General features: G+C 65.4%; 19 protein-coding genes. 13 read left to right on the top strand and 6 right to left on the bottom strand.

Going from position 1 to position 19018, the window contains the following annotated elements; genetic code table 11:
* Nucleotides 1-311 precede the first annotated feature (311 nt).
* Together RTY46_RS14920 and RTY46_RS14915 are read right to left on the bottom strand one after the other, a co-directional pair.
* On the bottom strand, nt 312-482 hold the full coding sequence (locus RTY46_RS14920; protein ID WP_312709335.1) for a winged helix-turn-helix transcriptional regulator: 171 nt from the start codon (nt 480-482) through the stop codon (nt 312-314).
* Nucleotides 483-684: 202 nt separating this feature from the next.
* Nucleotides 685-984 carry a hypothetical protein gene (locus tag RTY46_RS14915; RefSeq protein ID WP_312709334.1) on the bottom strand — a complete coding sequence of 100 codons (300 nt, stop codon included), beginning with the start codon at nt 982-984 and terminating at the stop codon, nt 685-687.
* Between the two features lie 239 nt (nt 985-1223).
* On the opposite strand from RTY46_RS14915, the gene RTY46_RS14910 reads away from it, so the two are divergent.
* The 11 genes from RTY46_RS14910 (at nt 1224) to RTY46_RS14860 (ending at nt 12918) form a co-directional block, all read left to right on the top strand.
* The gene (locus RTY46_RS14910) at nt 1224-3464 is read left to right on the top strand and encodes a methyl-accepting chemotaxis protein (RefSeq protein ID WP_312709332.1); all 2241 of its coding nucleotides are present in this window, start codon (nt 1224-1226) and stop codon (nt 3462-3464) included.
* Between the two features lie 130 nt (nt 3465-3594).
* Nucleotides 3595-4206, top strand: a complete 612-nt coding sequence (locus RTY46_RS14905) for a CerR family C-terminal domain-containing protein (protein ID WP_312709330.1) — start codon at nt 3595-3597, stop codon at nt 4204-4206.
* 24 nt (nt 4207-4230) lie between these two features.
* Nucleotides 4231-5673, top strand: a complete 1443-nt coding sequence (locus tag RTY46_RS14900) for an EAL domain-containing protein (protein WP_312709329.1) — start codon at nt 4231-4233, stop codon at nt 5671-5673.
* A gap of 57 nt (nt 5674-5730) precedes the next feature.
* A complete protein-coding gene (locus tag RTY46_RS14895) occupies nt 5731-6390 on the top strand; it encodes a thermostable hemolysin (RefSeq protein WP_312709327.1) in 660 nt (219 codons plus the stop codon).
* Nucleotides 6387-7874 carry an AMP-binding protein gene (locus tag RTY46_RS14890; protein ID WP_312709325.1) on the top strand — a complete coding sequence of 496 codons (1488 nt, stop codon included), beginning with the start codon at nt 6387-6389 and terminating at the stop codon, nt 7872-7874. The genes RTY46_RS14895 and RTY46_RS14890 overlap by 4 nt, the downstream gene beginning before the upstream one ends.
* Nucleotides 7871-8545 (top strand): iron-containing redox enzyme family protein, encoded by a 675-nt coding sequence (locus RTY46_RS14885; protein WP_312709324.1) that lies wholly within the window; start codon nt 7871-7873, stop codon nt 8543-8545. The genes RTY46_RS14890 and RTY46_RS14885 overlap by 4 nt, the downstream gene beginning before the upstream one ends.
* A complete protein-coding gene (locus RTY46_RS14880; protein ID WP_312709322.1) occupies nt 8545-9405 on the top strand; it encodes an SDR family oxidoreductase in 861 nt (286 codons plus the stop codon). The genes RTY46_RS14885 and RTY46_RS14880 overlap by 1 nt, the downstream gene beginning before the upstream one ends.
* Nucleotides 9386-10048 (top strand): hypothetical protein, encoded by a 663-nt coding sequence (locus RTY46_RS14875; protein WP_312709321.1) that lies wholly within the window; start codon nt 9386-9388, stop codon nt 10046-10048. Before RTY46_RS14880 ends, RTY46_RS14875 begins: the two co-directional genes overlap by 20 nt.
* 24 nt (nt 10049-10072) lie before the next feature.
* Nucleotides 10073-10747, top strand: coding sequence for a response regulator transcription factor (locus RTY46_RS14870; protein ID WP_312709320.1), 675 nt, complete (start codon nt 10073-10075; stop codon nt 10745-10747).
* A 17-nt stretch (nt 10748-10764) separates the two neighbouring features.
* A complete protein-coding gene (locus RTY46_RS14865) occupies nt 10765-12150 on the top strand; it encodes an ATP-binding protein (protein ID WP_312709365.1) in 1386 nt (461 codons plus the stop codon).
* Nucleotides 12151-12261: 111 nt separating this feature from the next.
* The gene (locus RTY46_RS14860) at nt 12262-12918 is read left to right on the top strand and encodes a hypothetical protein (protein ID WP_312709318.1); all 657 of its coding nucleotides are present in this window, start codon (nt 12262-12264) and stop codon (nt 12916-12918) included.
* A 33-nt stretch (nt 12919-12951) separates the two neighbouring features.
* Here RTY46_RS14860 and RTY46_RS14855 read toward each other — a convergent pair whose 3' ends face one another.
* The 4 genes from RTY46_RS14855 to RTY46_RS14840 form a co-directional block, all read right to left on the bottom strand.
* Nucleotides 12952-13437: a chemotaxis protein CheW gene (locus RTY46_RS14855; RefSeq protein WP_312709316.1), complete on the bottom strand. Its 486-nt coding sequence runs from the start codon at nt 13435-13437 to the stop codon at nt 12952-12954.
* An 88-nt stretch (nt 13438-13525) separates the two neighbouring features.
* Nucleotides 13526-15118: a sensor domain-containing diguanylate cyclase gene (locus RTY46_RS14850; RefSeq protein WP_312709314.1), complete on the bottom strand. Its 1593-nt coding sequence runs from the start codon at nt 15116-15118 to the stop codon at nt 13526-13528.
* 202 nt (nt 15119-15320) lie between these two features.
* Nucleotides 15321-16739, bottom strand: a complete 1419-nt coding sequence (locus tag RTY46_RS14845; RefSeq protein WP_312709312.1) for an XVIPCD domain-containing protein — start codon at nt 16737-16739, stop codon at nt 15321-15323.
* A complete protein-coding gene (locus RTY46_RS14840) occupies nt 16732-17337 on the bottom strand; it encodes a hypothetical protein (protein ID WP_312709311.1) in 606 nt (201 codons plus the stop codon). The genes RTY46_RS14845 and RTY46_RS14840 overlap by 8 nt, the downstream gene beginning before the upstream one ends.
* Nucleotides 17338-17959: 622 nt before the next feature.
* Here RTY46_RS14840 and RTY46_RS14835 point away from each other — a divergent pair.
* Nucleotides 17960-18421 (top strand): hypothetical protein, encoded by a 462-nt coding sequence (locus tag RTY46_RS14835; protein ID WP_312709310.1) that lies wholly within the window; start codon nt 17960-17962, stop codon nt 18419-18421.
* Nucleotides 18343-19002, top strand: a complete 660-nt coding sequence (locus RTY46_RS19400; protein ID WP_345785127.1) for an ATP-binding cassette domain-containing protein — start codon at nt 18343-18345, stop codon at nt 19000-19002. The genes RTY46_RS14835 and RTY46_RS19400 overlap by 79 nt, the downstream gene beginning before the upstream one ends.
* The last annotated feature ends 16 nt before the right edge of the window (nt 19003-19018 follow it).

The raw sequence follows: 19018 nt of genomic DNA, 5'->3' as shown, positions 1-19018 counted from the left end.
CTATGTGTTGTATGAAGCGGCCCTGCTGAGTGCGGTGACGGCGCGAGATAGGCGTTGACGTGACCTTTGGAGCTCTGTAAGCGCGCCAGATACGTCAGCTGCGCGGCAGGCATCACGCTCAGCCATTTCGCTCCCCGGGCATAGCCCGGCGCTACTTTGCCTGGTCGTACTCGGCCTGGGCGCGCTCCATCTGCGGCCCGTAGTGCAAGGCCCAGTCGTACAGCGCGGTAAACGGCTGCTGCAGCAAACGCCCCAACGGCTGATCGTGTATTCCACACCCACGGGCGTGGTTGGCAGCACATCCCGTTGAATCAAACGTTCCGTTCCAGGCGCTTCAGCGCATCGGCCAGCGCCTTGTGGGTGATGCCGTCCAGCCGGCGCATGATCTCGTTGAATCGTGACGGACGCGACCACAGCACGGTGAGGATGAGGATCGACCACGTGCTGGCGATCTGTTCCAGGATCGGCCGCGAACGGTGCACGTCGATCAGCGCTTCGCCGCCGAGGGCGCCACCGTGAACGCCACCCGCCGCTCGGCCGGGCAGGCCATGCCGCAGCCTTCGTCAGACACGGACACGGGGCCTGCCCACCCGGCGCGTGCCGATGCGGGGACGTCGGATGGCGCCGAGCTGGCGGTGGATGGTGGGATGGCGCACGTATGAGCCTGCGCGGCGCCTGGCTGTGCTAGGGCCCGTAGAGCGTTTCGGGGTCTATACCGGCCAGGGCCAGCACGCGGTCGCGCCGCACCTGCTGTACCCACGTGGCAGACAGCTGGGCCTTGGTGAGCGTGCCGCTGGTACCGCAGGCGGGGCAGGTCAACTCGATACCCGATTCAACGTGTCGAAGGCCGCCTGGTTCCGAATAGCGCGCTTCGTCTCCGCACTGCAGGCACTTGCAGTGCAGTGCCTCCAGGCGGTCAATCGTGCCACTGAGGCGCAGCAAGGGATGGATCCTGACGATCCGGAACGCGGAGGACGGGGTCATGTGTCGTGCCGGTAAGGGGCTAGACACGGGGGCGAAGAATTCGCGCCGCAGAGGAGCCAGATGCCTACAACCATACAGCATGAATCGTTAAGCATGCTCACGCGATCGTCTCTTCCCCGGGCCTTGCGGCTGGAGGCGCTGGAACACATCGTTTGTTAAACACTTGATTAAAGTTGGCTGCTGGCCCGCCGTTATTGGGTCTGTCCACCAAGCCGGGGACGCTGCGGGTGAGTAGGCACGTGAACCATCTCAGAAATCTCAAGGTCGGCGCCAAGCTCTCGCTTGGGTTCGGCATCCTGCTGGCGCTGATCCTGTGTTCGTCGGCACTGGCCATTTATCAGTCCACGCAGATCGGCAAGCAGATGGCGGTCATGCGCACCAACAACCAGAAGATGTCGCTGCTGTATGCGATGCGACTGGCCAACAGCACCAACCAGCTGAACATGCGCGATCTGCTACTGGCCAGTGGCGAAGACCTGGTCGCAGCCAATGCGCAGATCGAGCAGACGCGCAAGGCGTACCAAGCCTCCTGGGAGCAGCTTGATGCCATTCCCCACGATGCCGAAGGCACCCGGGCCAAGCAGGCGATCCTGGCCACCCAGGGCGCTGCCCGCCAGATGAATGACCAGATCCGGGCGCTGGCGGCTGCGGGCGACCGTGCCGCTGCGACGGCCTTGCTGTATGGCCCGGCCGAGCCGTTGCTGGACGCCCGCGCCAAAGCGATTGCTGCCGCTGTGGCGCTGCAGGTGCGTCGCAACGCCGCCGGTTCTGCGCAGGTGGAAGCGGCGGTAACCCATTCGCGGCGTGCGCTGACCGTCTTCATGCTGGTGGCGCTGGTGTCCGGCGCAGTGCTGGCCTGGCTGATCACGCGCAGTCTGGTCATGCCCATTCGCAGGGCAATGGGGGTGGCCAGTGCCATTGCGGCGGGCCGCTTCAATGAGCCGGTGGGGCCTGCTGGCAATGACGAGACGGGTGCGCTGCTGAAGAGCATGGACCAGATGGCATCGCGCCTGCGCAGCTACGCGGCCGCGCAGCAGGAAATGGCACAGCGCCATGAGCAGGGCGATCTGGACCACCGCATCGACGCCGCGCAGATGCCGGGCGATTTTGGCCGGATGGCAGAGGGCACCAATGCCTTGGTCAGCAGCAGCAATGCGGTGACCGAGCAGATCATCGACGTGGTGGGCCGCTATGCCGTGGGTGACCTGGCGCGCGACATGCAGCCACTGCCAGGGCAGAAGGCGCGCTTCACCCAGGCCGTGGCGCAGACCAAGCAGAACCTGGCCGCCATCAATCGTGAAATCCATGGGCTGGCGTCCGCGGCGGCACAGGGCGATTTCAGCCTGCGCGGTGATGAGAGCGCCTTCGACTTCGAGTTCAAGGTGATGATCCAGCGCCTGAACAGCATGATGCAGACCAGCGATGACAATCTTCGCCAGCTGTCGCAGCTGCTGCAGCATGTTGCGGCGGGGGATCTGACCCACCGGATGGACGGCCAGTTCGAAGGTGTCTTTGCGACGATGCGCGATGATGCCAATGCGACCGTGGCACAGCTGACGGCGATCATCGGCAGCATCCAGACCGCAGCGGCCAGCATCAATACCGCTGCGTCGGAGATTGCCAGTGGCAACAACGATCTGTCCCGGCGCACCGAGCAGCAGGCCGCGAATCTGGAGGAAACCGCTGCGTCCATGGAGGAACTGACCTCCACCGTGAGGCAGAACGCCGAGCATGCCGGCAAGGCCAATACGCTGTCCATGACTGCAGCCGGTGTGGCGTCCGATGGAGGCGAGGTGGTGCGCCAGGTGGTGGCCACCATGACCGACATCGAGTCGTCGTCCAAGCGCATCGCCGACATCATCACCGTCATCGACGGTATCGCGTTCCAGACCAACATTCTGGCGTTGAATGCTGCGGTTGAAGCGGCGCGGGCCGGTGAGCAGGGCAGGGGGTTTGCTGTGGTGGCCAGCGAGGTGCGCAGCCTGGCGCAGCGGGCTGCTGGTGCCGCCAAGGAAATCAAGGAGCTGATCGAGGCGTCCGTTGCCAAGGTGGAAACCGGTGCCGGGCTGGTTGCCAGGGCGGGCGTGACGATGGACGACATCGTCGCTTCGGTGGGCAGCGTGACCCACATCATGGCCGAGATATCCTCTGCGTCGGCCGAGCAGTCGGCAGGCATCGAGCAGGTCAGCCAGACCGTTGTGCAGCTTGATGAAGCCACCCAGCAGAATGCGGCATTGGTGGAGGAAGCCACAGCGGCGGCGCGTGCCATGGAGGACCAGGCGCTGGTGCTTTCCCAGGCTGTGGCGCGGTTCCGGATTGCTGCGGGGGCCGGCGCCCCGTCGGTGCCGGCCGACGCCCACCGCCGGCCCATCGATCGGCCGCGCCCGACTGCTGCGGTGGTGGCCTTGAAACCCGCGGGTGCCGACCGCCCGCGCAGCCTCTCGCAGCCGCCCGTCGAGGCCGGTTGGCGCGAGTTTTGAGGGGCTGAAACGGCACGTCGTACACACGCCATGACTGTATCCTGTCAGCGCTGGAGATCATCTCCAGCGCTACTGTCCGGATGCAGCAGAGATGAGACGAAGTGACCCCAGGAGCGAGCGTGCAGATACCGTGGAAACACGGGAGAAATTGTTGCGCTCAGCGGTGCGGGTGTTCGCACGACACGGCTTCGAAGGAACCGGTATCCGCGTGGTCAGCGCGGATGCCGGTGTCAACGTGGCGCTGGTCGGCTACCACTTTGGCAACAAGGAAGGTATCTACCGGGAGGTGGTGATGCAGGTATGCACGCTGGTGCAGGAGCGGCTGGGCGCGGCAATGGCCGTTGCGCGGAACGCGATGGGCGTGGTTGACGGCGAGGCTGCGGCGGAAGCGGCCTGCCGTTTGCTGGACCCGTTGATTGACATGGTGCTTGAGCCCGGCACCACCGATCTTGCCCGCATCATGCTGCACGAACAGCTTGACCCCGGTCCGGGTTTCGACACGTTCCATCAGGAATTGACCGTGCCATTCGTGGCGCTGCTTGGGGAGTTGGTTGCACGGGCGCGGCGGGTGCCGCCCAGTGACGAGCAGCGGATGTCCGCCCTGGCCATCATGGGCATGCTGCTGATCTTCAAATCCGCGCAGTCGAGCAGTGAGCTGATGTTCGGCAGCGACCCGTGGACGGGCGCATGTCGGCAGACTCTGCGCAGCACCATCACCAGCGCGATCGGCGCCGTGCCTTGAGCGCAGCCGCTGCTACGCAGGTTGATGTCTTCCGGGCAGGCCACAGGCCTTTGCTTCATCCGTTTTTCGCATCATCAACTGCCGTGGGAGGGGTTCTGGATGTCCGACAGGACGGCGCATGAACAGCATGGGTGGTTGGGGTTCCAAGGCGCGGCGCGGCGCGACAAGGTGGCCTCAATCCTGTCACTGGCGGGTGTGGCCTGCATCTGTCTGGGTGTGTTCTGGACGGCGTGCTACACCTATTTCAAGCGTGCCGAGCTGGCGGCAGTGTTCATTCCACTTGTGGCAGTTGGCATTCTGGCGCTGCGCCGCAGCCGACGCAGTGATGGAACGTCTCTTCTGATCGTAGCCCATGGTGTTTTCCTGGCCATCTGTGCCATTGCGTTGATCGATCCGCCTATCGCCAAGGTGCCCCGCTCGGTACATCTGTTCCTGCTTCCCTTGGCCGCGGGTGCCGCAGTCACGTTCGAGCAGCGCGAACGGTATGGCTCCCTGGTTTTTCCGATGATCTGCCTGGCGGTATTTGCAGCATTCGCCGTTGGGGTGCTTGATTCGCTGGCGCCTGGCCTGTCGCCCCCGCTGGAGGTGCGCAGTTGGGGCGCGTGGGCGAACACCCTGCTGGCCGTGTCATTGCTGGCGGCCATCTTTGGCATCTACCGCTTGGACGTTGGAAAGCGGCTGCGACGGGAACGGGAACTTGGGCGGGCGGTCCGCAACGGCGAGATTGCGGTGCACTACCAGCCACAGGTGCGTGGCCGCGGTGAACCTGTGGCCGTGGAGGCGCTGGTACGGTGGCACCATCCTTCCGGCAGAGTGCTTTCGCCGGTGGAGTTCATACCTATCGCCGAAGAAAGTGGCCTTATTCGTGATGTGGGGCTGGACGTGCTGCGACAGGCCTGCGAATTGCTGCAGCGCTGGTCCGGCGCGGCGTCCACCCGCACACTGCGCGTGGCCGTGAACATCAGCCCGGTGCAGCTGCAGGACCGCGGATTTGCTGAGGCTGCGGCAGCGCTTATCCAGACCGCACGCGTTGACCCTTCACTGCTTGAATTTGAGGTGACTGAGTCCGCGCTGTCGCATGATACAGGGGGGATGATCCACAACATGGAAGTGCTTGAAGCACTGGGCGTGACGTGGGCGCTGGACGATTTTGGAACGGGGTATTCCTCGCTTTCCACGCTGCGCACGCTGCCAGTGCGCAAGCTGAAGATCGATCGCCAGTTCGTTGAAGCGGCCACCCACCAGGAAAGCGCGCGGCACCTGCTGGGCAAGATCATCGAAATTTCCCAGGTGATGGGAATGAGCGCACTGGCAGAGGGCGTGGAGACACCCGCCCAACACGCGCTGCTGCTTGGGCTGGGCTGTGAACTGTTCCAAGGGTATCTGTTCGGGCGGCCGATGCCGGCAGAGGCGCTGTCGGGATGGATGGCGCGGCACACGCCCAACGAAATTGCAGCAAAGTGCTAACAATCGCCTAACAACCGGCTAATCAAGCCTTAATCGGCGGCCATCACGATCCTGTCCATGGACACGATCCCACTGCCGATTCCCTTGGCCCCGCATCCGGGCAGGTTTGCCGAAGCGGCCCTCATCACCCCCGACCATCCCCAGCGCGGTGAAGTGGAGGCCTTCATTGCCGCCACCTACCGCCAGCGCTTCGGTGCCGACGTGCGCAGCTTCATGCCGCAGCTGCTGGCCTATCGTGATACGCGCGGGCAGCTGGTGGCTGCGGTGGGCCTGCGCAACGCCGCCAGCGATGCCCTGTTCGTGGAGCACTATCTGGATGATCCGGTGGAGGAGGTGCTCGGGCAGCGGTTGCACAGTGCACCAGGCCGCGAGCAGATTGCGGAGGTCGGCCACTTTGCCGCCTCAACCCCCGGGGTGGCACGCGAGCTGATCGTGCAACTGGCCTGGGTGCTCAACGCCGCCCAGGTGGACTGGGTGCTGTTCGTGGCCACCCAGCAGTTGCGCAATGCCTTCGTGCGCCTGCACCTGGCGCCCATGGATCTGGTGGCCGCGCGCGCTGAGCGCATGGGCAGCGGTGCGGCAGACTGGGGGCGCTACTATGAGACGCAGCCGAGGCTGATGTGCGGCAACATCCGCGAAGGCATTGCCTTTCTTGGCGGCCAGGCCTGTGCGGTAGCCCCGACCGATGCCGCCTGCGCAGCGGGGGCGTCGGCATGAGCGCGGCCGCCCAGGCGTTTCTGCATCTGCTGCAGGGGCACCGGCAACCTGTGCTTGCCAGCCAGGAAACGGTAACTGCTTCGGCCCTGCAGTCGCGCGTGCTGGAGCTTGCACAGTGGCTGCAACGGTCCGGGGTGGGCTGTGTTGCCAGCCGGCTGGACAACGGGCCGGACTGGATGGTGCTGGACCTTGCACTGCGCGTCGCCGACGTAGCCCACGTTCCGTTGCCGACGTTCTTTTCCCAGGAGCAGGTGCAGCACGCCCTGCACAGCAGCGCGGCGCAGTTGCTGGTGACCGCCGGCGATGCGTCGCCGGCGCACGGCGAAGCGGACGCAGGCGACCTGCCCGGCCTGCGTGCACATGCGGCGTGGCTGCGTGCCCCCGCCAGCGTGGCTCTGCCGGCGGGCACGGCGTGCGTGACCTACACCTCCGGCAGCACCGGCCACCCGCGCGGCGTATGCCTTTCGGCGGAAACGTTGCTGACGGTGGCCGGCTCGCTGGCCGATGCCGCCGCGGAGATCGCGCCGAAGCGGCACCTGTGCCTGATGCCGTTGTCCACGCTGCTGGAAAACGTGGCTGGCCTGTATGCGGCGGTCTTGTCGGGTGCGGAGATCGCGCTGCCCTCGCTTCAGGAAATCGGCTATACCGGTGCTTCGGGGTTGGATGTGCCTACCTTGCTGCGCTGCCTGCACCGCTACCAGCCCGAGAGCATCATTCTGGTGCCGCAGCTGCTGCTGGCGCTGGTGATGGCCGCCGAGCAGGGGGCCGCGCTGCCCGCCTCGCTGCGATACCTCGCAGTTGGCGGGGGCCGTGTCGCGCCGCAACTGCTGGCGCGGGCGCGGCAGCTCAACCTGCCGGTGTTCGAGGGCTATGGGCTGACCGAATGCGGTTCGGTGGTGTGCCTGAACCGCCCCGGGGCACAGCGCGATGGCTCCGTTGGCCAGCCCCTGCCGCACGCACAGGTGCAGATTGTGGACGGCGAGATCGTTGTGGACGGCGTGCGGGCACTGGCTTACCTGGGCGGCGAACCGCTGCCCCCAGGCCCCATCCACACGGGCGATCTGGGCCACATCGATGCGGACGGCTACGTACACGTCACCGGCCGCCGCAAGAACGTGTTCATTACGGCCTTCGGCCGCAATGTCTCGCCCGAGTGGGTGGAAAGCGAGCTGCTTTCACATCCGGCCATCGCACAGGCGCTGGTATGGGGCGAGGCCCGTGCGGACAACGTGGCGGTGCTGGTGCCGCGGTTCCCGCAGCAGGGCACCCCGGCCCTGGAAGCGGCCTTGGCCGCCATCAACGCGGGGCTGCCCGATTACGCGCGGATTGCCCGCTACGTGCTGGCAACGCCCTTCACCGTGCAGGCGGGATTGCTGACGGCCAACGGCAGGCCGCGACGCGAGGCCATCCTCGCCCACTACCAGACCGGGATCGATGCCGCCTACGGCCATCCCGCTTTCAGTTCCACTGGAGACCACGCATGAGCTTCCACGACCATCTTCTGGCCGAAACCACACGCGAGCGGCAGACGCTGCTGCAGATTCCGATCATCGGCGATGCACTGGCCGGCCGGATCGATCGCGGCGATTACCTGGCGTTCCTGCAGCAGGCCTACCACCACGTGCGGCACACCGTGCCGCTGCTGATGGCCTGTGGGGCGCGCCTGCCGGCACGGCTGGAATGGCTGCGCACGGCCATTGGCGAGTACATCGAAGAGGAGATGGGCCACCAGGAATGGGTGCTGGACGATATTGCCGGGGCGGGCGGCGACCGCGCAGCAGCGGCGGCGTCCGAGCCGGCGCTGGCCACCGAGCTGATGGTCAGCTATGCCTATGACACCATCCAGCGCGGCAATCCGGTCGGCTTCTTCGGCATGGTGCTGGTGCTGGAGGGCACCAGCGTGGCGCTGGCCACCCAGGCCGCCAACAGCCTGCAGGCCACCCTGGATCTGCCTCGCAATGCCTTCAGCTATCTGCTTTCGCATGGCGATCTGGATATCGAGCATGTGGGCTTCTTCAAGTCGTTGATGGACAAGCTGGACGATCCGGCCGACCAGGCGGCGGTCATCCACGCGGCACGTCGCTTCTACGTTCTATATGGCGATATCTTCCGCACGCTGCGCAGCGGTGGCGCGCGACTGGCGGAGGCCGCGTGATGGAACTGCGCGGACGGACGGTGATATTGACCGGGGCGAGCGGTGGCATCGGTCGCCTGCTGTGCGCAGGGCTGGTGGGCGAGGGCGCGACGGTGGTGGCCGTCGGCCGCGATGGGCCGCGCCTGCAGGCGCTGGCCTCGACGCTGCCGCAAGGCAAGGTGGTGACCGTGGCCGCCGATATCGGTACGGCCGAGGGCCGCAGCACGGTGCTCGCCCGGGCCGAGGCCCTGCCGACAGCGCCTTCGATGCTGGTGGTGGGCCATGCGAGCGCTGCCTTCGGGCTGTTTGCTGGGCAATCGGCGCAGTTGCTTGAGCAGCTGATGCAGGCCAACCTGGTGGGATCGATGCTGCTGATCCATGCGCTGCTGCCGTTGCTGGAGCGCCAGCCCAAGGCCAGCGTGGCGGTGCTCGGCTCGACCTTCGGCAGCCTGGCCTTCCCGGGCTTCGCTGCCTACAGCGCCAGCAAGTTCGGTCTGCGTGGCCTGGTGGAGGCGCTGGGCCGCGAGTACGCCGGCAGCACGGTCACGTTCCAGTACCTCTCGCCGCGCGCGACGCGCACGGATTTCAACAGTGCGGCCGTGGACGCCATGAACGCCGAACTTGGCGTGACCCACGACCCGGCCGAGCGCGTGGCGGCAGCGCTGCTGGCGGCGCTGCGCTCGGGAAACCCGCGGCTGCAGCTGGGCTGGCCGGAGCGACTGTTTGCACGCTTGAACGGGCTGCTGCCGGAGCTGGTGGACCGCAGCCTGCGCAGGCAGCTGCCGATCGTCAGGCGCCATGCCAGTACCTCGTCCGCGATCACGCACCCCTCCCCACTTCATCCCGACAAGGACACTTCCCATGAAGCGCACGCAGGCTAAGACCATGTTCTATCTCATCCTCATCGCCGCCGCCGTGCTGGTCGGGGTGGCCGTGGCAGCAGAGCCGTCGGCAACGGTGGCGCAGGTACGCGACCGTTGGGCCCAGATCAACTACCAGACGCCCAAGGCACAGCGCGAGGCCGCGTTTGCTGCCTTGTCAAAACAGGCCGCGCAGGCACGCCAGGCTGCGCCCCGGGATGCAGGTGCATTGATCTGGGAAGGCATCGTGCTGTCCAGCCTGGCGGGCGAGAAGGGCGGGATGGGCGCGCTCAGCCTGGTGAAACAGGCACGTGCCGACTTCGAGGCGGCGCTGAAGCTGGATCCACAGGCACTGGATGGCGCGGCGTACACCAGCCTGGGCGCGCTGTACTACCAGGTGCCCGGTTGGCCGCTGGGCTTTGGTGATGACGACCAGGCACGAAGGATGCTGAAGAAGGGCCTGGATATCGACCCGAACGGCATTGATGCGAACTACTTCTACGGCGACTTCCTTCGCGACCAGAAGGAGTGGGTGCCGGCGCAGGCGGCGCTGCAGAAGGCGGTGACGGCACCGGCACGACCCGGGCGGGAAGTGGCCGACGCTGGCCGTCGCCGCGAGGCCGAGGCCAAGTTGAAGGATGTCATGGGCCATCTTGCAAAGTAGGACAGGCAACCTGACACTGCCGCCATGCGCATTCTCCTTGTTGAAGATGACCGCTCCTTGGGCGAGGGAATCCGGACGGCCCTGCGTCGCGGAGCCTTCGCGGTGGACTGGGTAGAGGACGGCACGGCGGCTCTGCTGGCGGCCGAGGATGGCGATTTCGACCTTGTCGTGCTGGACCTGGGGCTGCCGCGGGTGGATGGCATTGAAGTGATCCGCCGCCTGCGCGCGGCGGCCAACCCGGTGCCGATCCTGGTGCTGAGCGCCCGCGAGCGGGCCACCGACCGTACCCTGGGCCTGGATGTCGGCGCGGATGATTACCTGGGCAAACCGTTCGACACCGCCGAGCTTCTGGCGCGCGTGCGCGCCCTGGTCAGGCGCAGCAGCGGCAGGGCTCAACCTACGCTGGATGCCGGCAACCTGCATCTGGATCCGGCCACGCTGGAGGCGCGCTGGAAGGGCCGTATGCTGGACCTGACCCGGCGGGAATTTTCATTGCTGCGGCTGCTGATGGAACAGAACGGGCGACCGATGGCACGGGAAACCATCCAGAAACACCTGTACGGCTGGGATGAAGACGTGGCCAGCAACGCGGTGGATGTGCACGTGCACCAGCTGCGGCGCAAGGTCGACCCCGGCATCGTCCGTACGGTGCGCGGCATCGGCTACGCACTGGGCCAGGCACCGGATGCTGACGCATGACCTCCATGCGCCGGACACTGCTGATCACGCTGCTGGGCACGTTGTCCGTGCTGATGGCCGTGGCTGGGTTCTTCAGCTATCGCGCCGGCCTGCAGGAAGCCGGGGAGATGTTCGATGCCCGGCTGGTGCAGTCGACCCGGGTGCTGGTGGGGCTGGTGGATGAGCCGCTGGGTGACCTCAGCGCGTTTCCTGGCGACCCGATCGTGCTGCGTGGCTGGCACGGCCGCGCCGAAGGCGTGGGCGAAGCGCTGGCGTTCACCGATGGCCACGCTTATGAGAGCAAGCTGGCCTTCCAGGTATGGGATCGGCAATCAAGGTTGCTGCTGCGGTCGGACAGCGCCCCGGTCACGCCGATGGCTGCACTGGTGGCCGGCTACGCGAGCCCTGTGATCGATGGCGAGCAGTGGCGCACCTTTACGCTGCGCACCGCCGAGGGGCGCTGGTTCCAGTCGGGCGAGCGCTCGGACATCCGCGAAGAACTGGCCGAGGACATTGCCGGTGGCACGCTGTTGCCACTGCTGCTGGCGCTGCCACTGATGGCGCTGGTGATCTGGTGGGGCGTGAGCCACGTGACACGGTCGCTGCAACGGGTCTCGGACCAGATTGGCGAGCGCGATCCGGAGCGGATGTCGCCGCTGGAGCTGGGCAACGTGCCCCGTGAGGTGCACGGGCTGGTGCAGGCAGTGAATGGCCTGTTGCAGCGGCTGCACGCAGCGCTGGCGCGCGAGCGGCGCTTCGTGGCTGACGCCGCGCATGAACTGCGCACTCCCATCAGCGCGCTGAAAGTGCACGCGGACAACGCGCGGCTGGCCGCCGACGCGTCCGCCCGGTTCAAGGCGCAGGACCTGCTGCAGGATTCGGTGGGGCGCTTGGAGCGACTGGTGGCGCAGCTGCTGATGCTCAGCCGGACCGAGGCGACCACGCGGTCTCCTATCGCGCGGCTGAGTCTGGACGCGCTGGTGGCCACTGAAGTCGATGCCCTGCGCGCGCTGCTGGATCTGCATTCATTGCGACTGTCGCTCACCCTGTCGCCGGTGGAGGTGAGGGGGGATGAGGCCGGGCTGGGTGCGCTGGTGCGCAATCTGCTCGAGAATGCCATCCGCTATACGCCCAGCGGTGGCCAGATCCTGGTAGAGGTGGGCCAAGAAAATCGCGCCGCCTGGTTCAGCGTGGACGACAGTGGCCCGGGTATTGCCGAGGAAGAGCGCGACCGTGTATTCGATCGCTTCTACCGCATTCTTGGCAGCGGTGTGGAAGGCAGCGGCCTGGGCCTGGCCATTGTCCGTGGCGTGGCCGAGGCACATGGGGCGGTGGTCACGCTGCAGCGCTCTGCACGGTTGGGAGGACTGCGGGCTGTGGTGGCATGGCCGCCGCATGCGCCGGACGCAGCGGGCTCGCTGTAGAACTGGGCCCATGCTCGGCTGCCTTGCGAGCTGCCAGCCGTGGGCTGGCACTACCGGGGCGGGGCGCGCGGGCTGTAAGCTGGCCGCACCCCTTGCGGCGCTCCTGATCCCATGGACCTGATCCGTCTGCTTAGATCGCTTGAGGAATTTCTTTACGAGCTGGTGGGCTGGCTGGTGTTCTACCCGCGCACGCTGTGGCGGGTACTGGTGCGACCGGGCGAGGTGGCGCGTTACACGCGGGGCGAGTTTGCCAAGGACCCGGAGCACCGCTTTGCCGATGCCATCAGCCCGGTGCTGATGCTGATCCTGTCGGTGGTGCTGGCGCACGCGCTGGAGATGGCCATGCGTGAGACGCCGCTGTCGGTATCCGGGCCGTTGGGCAAGCTGCTGTTTTCCAGCGAACAGGGACTGCTGCTGTCGCGCTCGGCGGTGTTCTGCATTTTTGCGCTGGGCGCGGCGCTGAGTACGCTGTGGCGGCAACGCCTGCCGATCAACCGCGACACCTTGCGGGAGCCGTTTTCCATACAAGCGTTCATTGCCTGTCCGTTCGTACTGTTGCTGGCGGTTTCGCATGCGGTGGGCGGAGAGGCGATGGGCTGGGGCGCGGCAACCAGCCTGGCCGCGGTGGCCTGGTACCTGTGGGCGCGAACGCGCACGTTCGTGGCGTTGAATGGCGTGGGGTATCTGCCAGCGGTGGGGTTCGTGCTGGCATCGTTCCTGCTGACTTCAGCCCTGGTGGTTGCGCTGCTGTTTGCGGTTGTGTTGTAGCCAACGTCCGCCAGGCCCTGCCTGGCGGTGCGATCAGGCGGCAATCAACAACAGCGGGTCGATCAGCGGTATCTCGCCGCTGTCGGCCATGGCAATGCTCTGGCTGCAGAAGACATACCCCAGAGTATGGTGCGCCCGCACCCGCTCGCGCGGAGCACTTTCGATCTCGCCAACCTCGTCCACGGCCAGGGCCAGCACCTCTGTGTTTGCCTGCACCAGCAGCATTGCCGGGCAGGCGGACTGGAACGCACGCAGCCCGCTGAGCCGGCGCAGGTCGACCACCTTCAGTTCTTCTTCGCGCACGGTGAGCATGGGAAGGCCTTCACCACCCACGGTGTTGAACGTTTCCGGGCCACGGATTTCGACCGTCGCCTGCACGTCCACGGCAAACCAGTGCTCGCCGGCCCGTACGGTCAAGAATTCAAAAAAGGTAGGCGACAACGGGGCCGGTTGATCGGCCGAAGGGGAATGCGGCTGCAAGGGAATTCCAGTGGAAGGGGCGCTGCTGTTGCGCAGCAATGATGCCGCGCCGGGATGCTCGGATGTGTGCGCGGCAGATGAAGGCCGGTGCGTCCATTCAGCCTCTGCTGGGCGTCTGCTCCGTAGATCAGGAGGGGTTTTCGCGCCGTTGGCTGCGGCGGCGGTACAGCACGGTGCGGTTGCGGCCGCCGTGCTTGGCCCGGTACAGCGCCTTGTCGGCCTGGCGGATGACCAGGTCTGCATCGGCTTGGGTTTCCGGGTAATGGCTGACGCCGGCCGAAATGGTGATGTGCCCGACCGTGGGGAAGGCGTGTGTTTCGATCACGCTGCGCAGGCGTTCGGCCACCTGCAATGCGGTTTCTGCACTGACCTCGGGCAGCAGGGCAAGGAACTCCTCACCGCCCAGGCGGCACAGCACGTCTTGCGGGCGTGCGTTGGCCCGCATGCACTGGGCGATGCCGGCCAGCACCTGGTCGCCCGTTTCGTGGCCGTGCTGGTCGTTGACGCCCTTGAAGTGGTCCACGTCCAGGGTGATGACCCCGAACGGCACGCCCGAGGCATTCAGTGCGCTGAGCGCGCGTTCGAGCCCACGCCGGTTGAACAGCTGGGTGAGGGGATCGGTGAGGGCCGCCTTGTCCAGCAGCCCGATACGCTCGTTGAGGTTGCGGAAGCTGACCAGCACGGCCTGCTTGAGCTGGGCGGCTTCGTGGTACCAGGAATTGATCGCCTTGACCTGGGTGATGGCGGCGCCGACATCGCGCTCCTGGGCGTGCCGGGCCAGTTCCTGCAACGGCGAGGCGATGCGCCGTGAGCACAGCCAGATCAGCAGCAGGGTGAGCAGGCCCAGCGGCGCGGCATTGCGCAGCACCGTGGTGGTCAAGCTGCCCATGGGGGCCACGGCAGCTTCGGCAGGGCGCTGGGCGACGATGCCCCAGCCGGCCGCGGGCACGGGCGCGAAGCCGGCCAGCATCTGCACGCCGTGGCGGTTGCGCGAGTGCAAGGCGCCGGCGCGGCCCTGGCCGAGTGCATCCACGGCGGCATTGCGGGTGGCGGGCTGGCCGACGCGGTCGGGTTCGGGGTGGTAGAGCACGGTGCCATCGCGACTGACCACATACAGGTACGAACCATCGTCGTAGGGATGGGTGCCGAGCAGGCTGTGCAGCACGTTGGGGTCGCGCAGGTGGATGGAGGCGGTGATGTAGCCGGCGTAGTCGCCGTCGGCATTGAACACGGGGTGGGACAGGGTGACGACCAGGTTACCGGTGTGGGCAACAAACGGATCGCTGACCATCGGCACCCGCTGCTGCAGCGCCTGCCGGTTGGCGGCGCTGGTGAGGGCCTTGCCCTGCAGCTCTGGCAGCGCCGGTGATGCGCCCACCACTACGCCCTGGGCATTGACCGAGATGACGCTGTTGAAGGCATCGGTCTGCAGCTTGACCCGTTCCACTTCGTCGTCGTGCGCGGCGGGCTGGGCGGCGTTGCGGCTGAGGCGTTCGGCGCCCAGCGCCAGCTGCTGCTGCGCGTTCAGCACGAAGTGCTGGGTGGACTGCGCCAGCGAGTGCGCGTACACCCGGTTGGCTTCCAGGCTCTTTTCAAGCAGCTGCTGGCGCTGCACCTGGTAGCTGGCCCAGACCGCATTGCCCAGCATCACCAGCGCCGAGAGCGCGGCAAGCGCGAGGATCAGCCGTTGCAGGTTCACCCGCTGGATCGATGCGTTCACCCTGCGCCCCAGGCAGTTGGTAGATGCGCAGGGTACTGCCGGGGGCGCATGCTGGCTGTGCAGACGGTTTTGATCTGTATCACACCCGACTGTGCGGGTGGGCGTGCAGAAATCTATGTCGTCGTAGATGGGATACCAAGCCGCTGCGCAGCTCGGGATTGGGGTGCGTCGTCATCCAGCAGTTGAGGGACCAAGCACTGGATCAAGGCCCACTTACAGAGATCTTGGGCCCCTGCTCATGCTGCTGGGCATGTTGTTGTGTCGGCTCAAGCGCCTTTTCACGTGACTGGGTCTGTTGGGCAGCCTCCGCCAGTTGAAGGTTCTGCTGCGCTGGCTCCTGAGCCGCCTGGCGGCCGTCCACGTGGGCATGGAAGAATGGCCCCTTCTCTCCAAACGGGGCATAGACCGCAAACACGTTGTGGGCTCCGTCCTTTCCAAGACCGCCGGTAACTTGGTCTACCCGCTGTACCAGTGGATGTTCGGTCTGCTGTCTGTAGAGCGCAGCACTTACATTGCGACTCTCCTCATTGGTCCAGTTCCCAGTTCCCGTCACCCAGTCCTGGATACGTGCATAGGTTGAATGGTCGTGGTGACTGGGGTTGTCAGCAAGCAACTCAGGCATCGACTCAATGGAGGCTGTCTTTTGGTCAGGTCTGTGTTGCAGCGGCCCCAACTGACGGACCTCCACCTCCCGTTGCTGCCCGTTGGAAGTATCAACAAATCCGAATGCCTTGCCCTCGCCGCCCAGGTTCACTCCGGCCGTCTCCAGACTTGCAACGTCGGTGCCCATTTCCGCCAAGTCGTACCCCAATCTTGGCAACACTTGGGTCGTGGCGGCAGAGCGTTCCTTCAACAGGGATGCGCCAGCACCGATCGCATAGGCCGCGTAGTAGTCGGCATAGTTGGATTTACCTTGAACCCCCAAGCTGCTGTCGCTGTTATCAAAGTGGCAGACTGCGACGGCTTCCACCGCTGGACTGGCAATGCTGTTCCCCGTGCGCTGCATGCCTCGAGCGTCGATATGGATACCTGGCTCAAGCCTCCCATCCTTCACGCAGGCCGTCGTTGGCTCGAGGCGGCCTAGCAACTCCGGCTCGCTCCACTTGCCTGTGACGGTCACCACGCGGCTGGCTACCGCGTTCATGCTCACCAGCTCCGCCAGCGCCTCGTTCCGACGTGAATCGACCATGTATTGCTTGGCATGCGCAGTGACATCGACCATCGGCTCGCCGTATCGAATGCCCTCTTTGAGGGCGCTTTCCATGTTGTAGACGAATTTGTTCAGCGACTGCTTTGCCGAAACAGACATCAGCGCGTGCCCTGTCTCGTGGCCCAACGTACCCGCCAGCATGTCCAAGCGATCCGACGCGCTGCGTGGTGCAAACAACGTTGAGCTGATACTGAGGGTGCCGGTGTTGTCGTCGTAGTGCCCGCTTTCATTCGGCTGGTTGGATACCTCAATGCGTCGCAACGATTTCCATTCGATGGCTTGGATCATGACCGAAGCCAGAAAGGGCGATGTATCGATCGCTTGACCTATGTCCTGCACTGCGCCCTTCGGTAGACCGGGTTGCTGCGCCAAGTCTTGGAGTAGGCGTTCAATATCGCGCCGGTCAGCCATCGCTCGGCTCCATCTCCATCCTGACACGTGAAACGCACTGTGGATCAGTATGGCTTTCAGTGTTCAGGATGATGTGCAGATCAAGTCCCTCGCTGACTGATCGAGAAAAGTACACCATAGGCTTAAAACCAACTGCATTGGTGGAGATAGCGAACCCTGCTGCGACCAACGGGTCATGCAATGACTTGAACAAAATCTCACAAGCGTCTGAAGGCCGAACCGTCAGCTCGACGCTGTGGCCAGGATGACGCTCGTAGCGCTTCCAAGCGGCTAACTCGTAGCGGGCATGACCGATCGGACCCTGGACGCCTGTACGCTCAGTTCGACTGTCGGGCGCCATTCCGAGCGAAGTCAACTGAGCCACACGAAGTGGAACCATGTCCTCTCGAGACTCGAACGTCTTCGCCATACGGACAATGGCTTCTACCAACGTCTCCGCCTTCACCTCAGGACCTTGCGGCAACGGCGCATAACCGTCCGAGTCCACGGTAGGCAGAGGACCCTGCGAACCGGCTTCGTCAACCGCCGCGTCGACCGCTGCGGCGGCTCGGTCCTGCGAGGAGCGCACCTCCGCCGCGTTGGGCGTTTGTCCATTCATGGTTTCCTCCTGAGTTGCTGCGTCCGTTGTCGGGCCCCGGGCACACGCCTGAGCAGCCAGCAAGACCGTAATCAGCACAATGCTGCGAGTAAGCGAATGCAACCTAAGCCTCCATGTCCATTCAATGTCCCGGCCGTACTAGTCGATCATAGGCCAGCATTGGGCTAGAGGTGTCAATGCAGCGGACATGGCACGAACGCGGCGGCTGGACCGTTGCTGCCGTCCTCGCTGATGGCGCTGTTGGTCCTCATAGGACTCTTTCTATACAGGAAAAGCAGCTTCATGCCGCTTCCGAGCCCGGCCGGCAAATCCGCGCATGGTCAGGAGGCGTAGGGCTAGGGGACCAGGGATTGCTAGATGCTCGGGCCGTTTCGAGCCAAAAGCGTCATCGCCAGCCCCTGCAGCCCCCCCCTGATTTCCGTTTAGCACGCTCCCAGCGGCCGCACCTCCCACGTTCCGCCCCTGCTCTCCAACTAGCGAAAGATCACGGGCGTTGACCTGTTGTTGAAGTTGTTCTCGGCCACGCCCTATATCGCCTTGGCGGTGGCATTGCTGATACTGGTGGGCATGTTCGTCTACGTGATTCAACGCTGAAGCAGACAGTGCGACACAGGAGATCGCCATGAAGGATGAGCAGCACAGCACAGGGTTGCATGCCTGGATGACCGCGAAGCCAGGGCGCCGCCCGTTGGTCGCGGCCGTGCTGTTCGTGGTCGGCATGACCGTGTTCTTCGCCGCCTGGTTCGGCCTGGCCCTGCTGTTCGGCGACCGGCAGGACGGTGGCGCGCCGGCACTGAACACGGTGCTGGTGGGGTTCTGCGCGGTGGTGCTGCTACCGGTGCTGCATCGGGGCATGCTGCGGGGCTTCTGGCATCACGCGCGCGAGGGTGAGCCGGGCGCACGCCCGGTTCATTTCAACTGGGCGCCAACGTGGCATCGCCGTACGCCGATGTGCGTTGGCCATGGTCGCTACGGCTGCGCCATGCCGCGCTTTACGTGCTGGGCATGGCACTTGTCTTGTTTGTGTTCCTGCCGTTGGACAACCAGCGCGCCTTCGGTAGCCGGGTCAGCCGCTTCAGCGTGAGCCCCGCGTTTGCCGGCCAACTGAACGTGCTGCTGTTCGCGTGGTTGCCGCTGCTGGTATTGATGGCGTTGTGCATGCTGCTGCTCTACCGTCAGGTTCGCCGGCGCGATGCCGGTCGGTTGGATGAAGCGGGTGAGCGACTGCTCAACGCCGAGATGAGCTGGCTGTTCGCCTTTGCCGGGGCGCTGGCCGCCACGATGCTGGTGTGCCGCGTGGCGGGGGCCGTGGTGGGCCTGGCCGACAAGGCCGATGCGTTCCCACGGCAGTTGTCCGGCGGGCAGCAGCAGCGCATTGCGATTGCGCGCGCGCTGGCGCTGCAGCCGAAGGTGCTGCTGTTCGATGAACCGACATCGGCACTGGACCCCGAACTGGTATCGGAAGTGCTGAGCGTGATCGAGGAACTGGCGCGCTCGGGCACGACCCTGGTGATCGTGACCCATGAACTGGCCTTCGCCCGCCGCGTGGCCGACCACGTGGTGATGATGGACCAGGGCCGGGTGATCGAGCAGGGCACGCCCGAGGCGCTGTTCGAGCGCCCGCGCCAGCAACGCACCGCCGATTTCCTGGCCAAGACCCTGTAACTCTTTCGAGCGACCC

The sequence above is a fragment of the Stenotrophomonas sp. genome (assembly GCF_032056425.1).
In the GTDB taxonomy this organism is placed as follows: domain Bacteria; phylum Pseudomonadota; class Gammaproteobacteria; order Xanthomonadales; family Xanthomonadaceae; genus Stenotrophomonas.
Note: the sequence above shows the minus strand (reverse complement) of the source record. Positions and strands in the feature narration are given on the sequence as shown.

Excerpts from the sequence above, each read along its gene's own strand:
- RTY46_RS14915 (WP_312709334.1), bottom strand. The coding sequence starts at position 984 with ATGACCCCGTCCTCCGCGTTCCGGATCGTCAGGATCCATCCCTTGCTG.
- RTY46_RS14900 (WP_312709329.1), top strand. The coding sequence starts at position 4,231 with ATGTCTTCCGGGCAGGCCACAGGCCTTTGCTTCATCCGTTTTTCGCAT.
- RTY46_RS14895 (WP_312709327.1), top strand. The coding sequence starts at position 5,731 with ATGGACACGATCCCACTGCCGATTCCCTTGGCCCCGCATCCGGGCAGG.
- RTY46_RS14890 (WP_312709325.1), top strand. The coding sequence starts at position 6,387 with ATGAGCGCGGCCGCCCAGGCGTTTCTGCATCTGCTGCAGGGGCACCGG.
- RTY46_RS14885 (WP_312709324.1), top strand. The coding sequence starts at position 7,871 with ATGAGCTTCCACGACCATCTTCTGGCCGAAACCACACGCGAGCGGCAG.
- RTY46_RS14880 (WP_312709322.1), top strand. The coding sequence starts at position 8,545 with ATGGAACTGCGCGGACGGACGGTGATATTGACCGGGGCGAGCGGTGGC.
- RTY46_RS14875 (WP_312709321.1), top strand. The coding sequence starts at position 9,386 with ATGAAGCGCACGCAGGCTAAGACCATGTTCTATCTCATCCTCATCGCC.
- RTY46_RS14870 (WP_312709320.1), top strand. The coding sequence starts at position 10,073 with ATGCGCATTCTCCTTGTTGAAGATGACCGCTCCTTGGGCGAGGGAATC.
- RTY46_RS14860 (WP_312709318.1), top strand. The coding sequence starts at position 12,262 with ATGGACCTGATCCGTCTGCTTAGATCGCTTGAGGAATTTCTTTACGAG.
- RTY46_RS14845 (WP_312709312.1), bottom strand. The coding sequence starts at position 16,739 with ATGGCTGACCGGCGCGATATTGAACGCCTACTCCAAGACTTGGCGCAG.
- RTY46_RS14840 (WP_312709311.1), bottom strand. The coding sequence starts at position 17,337 with ATGAATGGACAAACGCCCAACGCGGCGGAGGTGCGCTCCTCGCAGGAC.
- RTY46_RS14835 (WP_312709310.1), top strand. The coding sequence starts at position 17,960 with ATGAAGGATGAGCAGCACAGCACAGGGTTGCATGCCTGGATGACCGCG.
- RTY46_RS19400 (WP_345785127.1), top strand. The coding sequence starts at position 18,343 with ATGGCACTTGTCTTGTTTGTGTTCCTGCCGTTGGACAACCAGCGCGCC.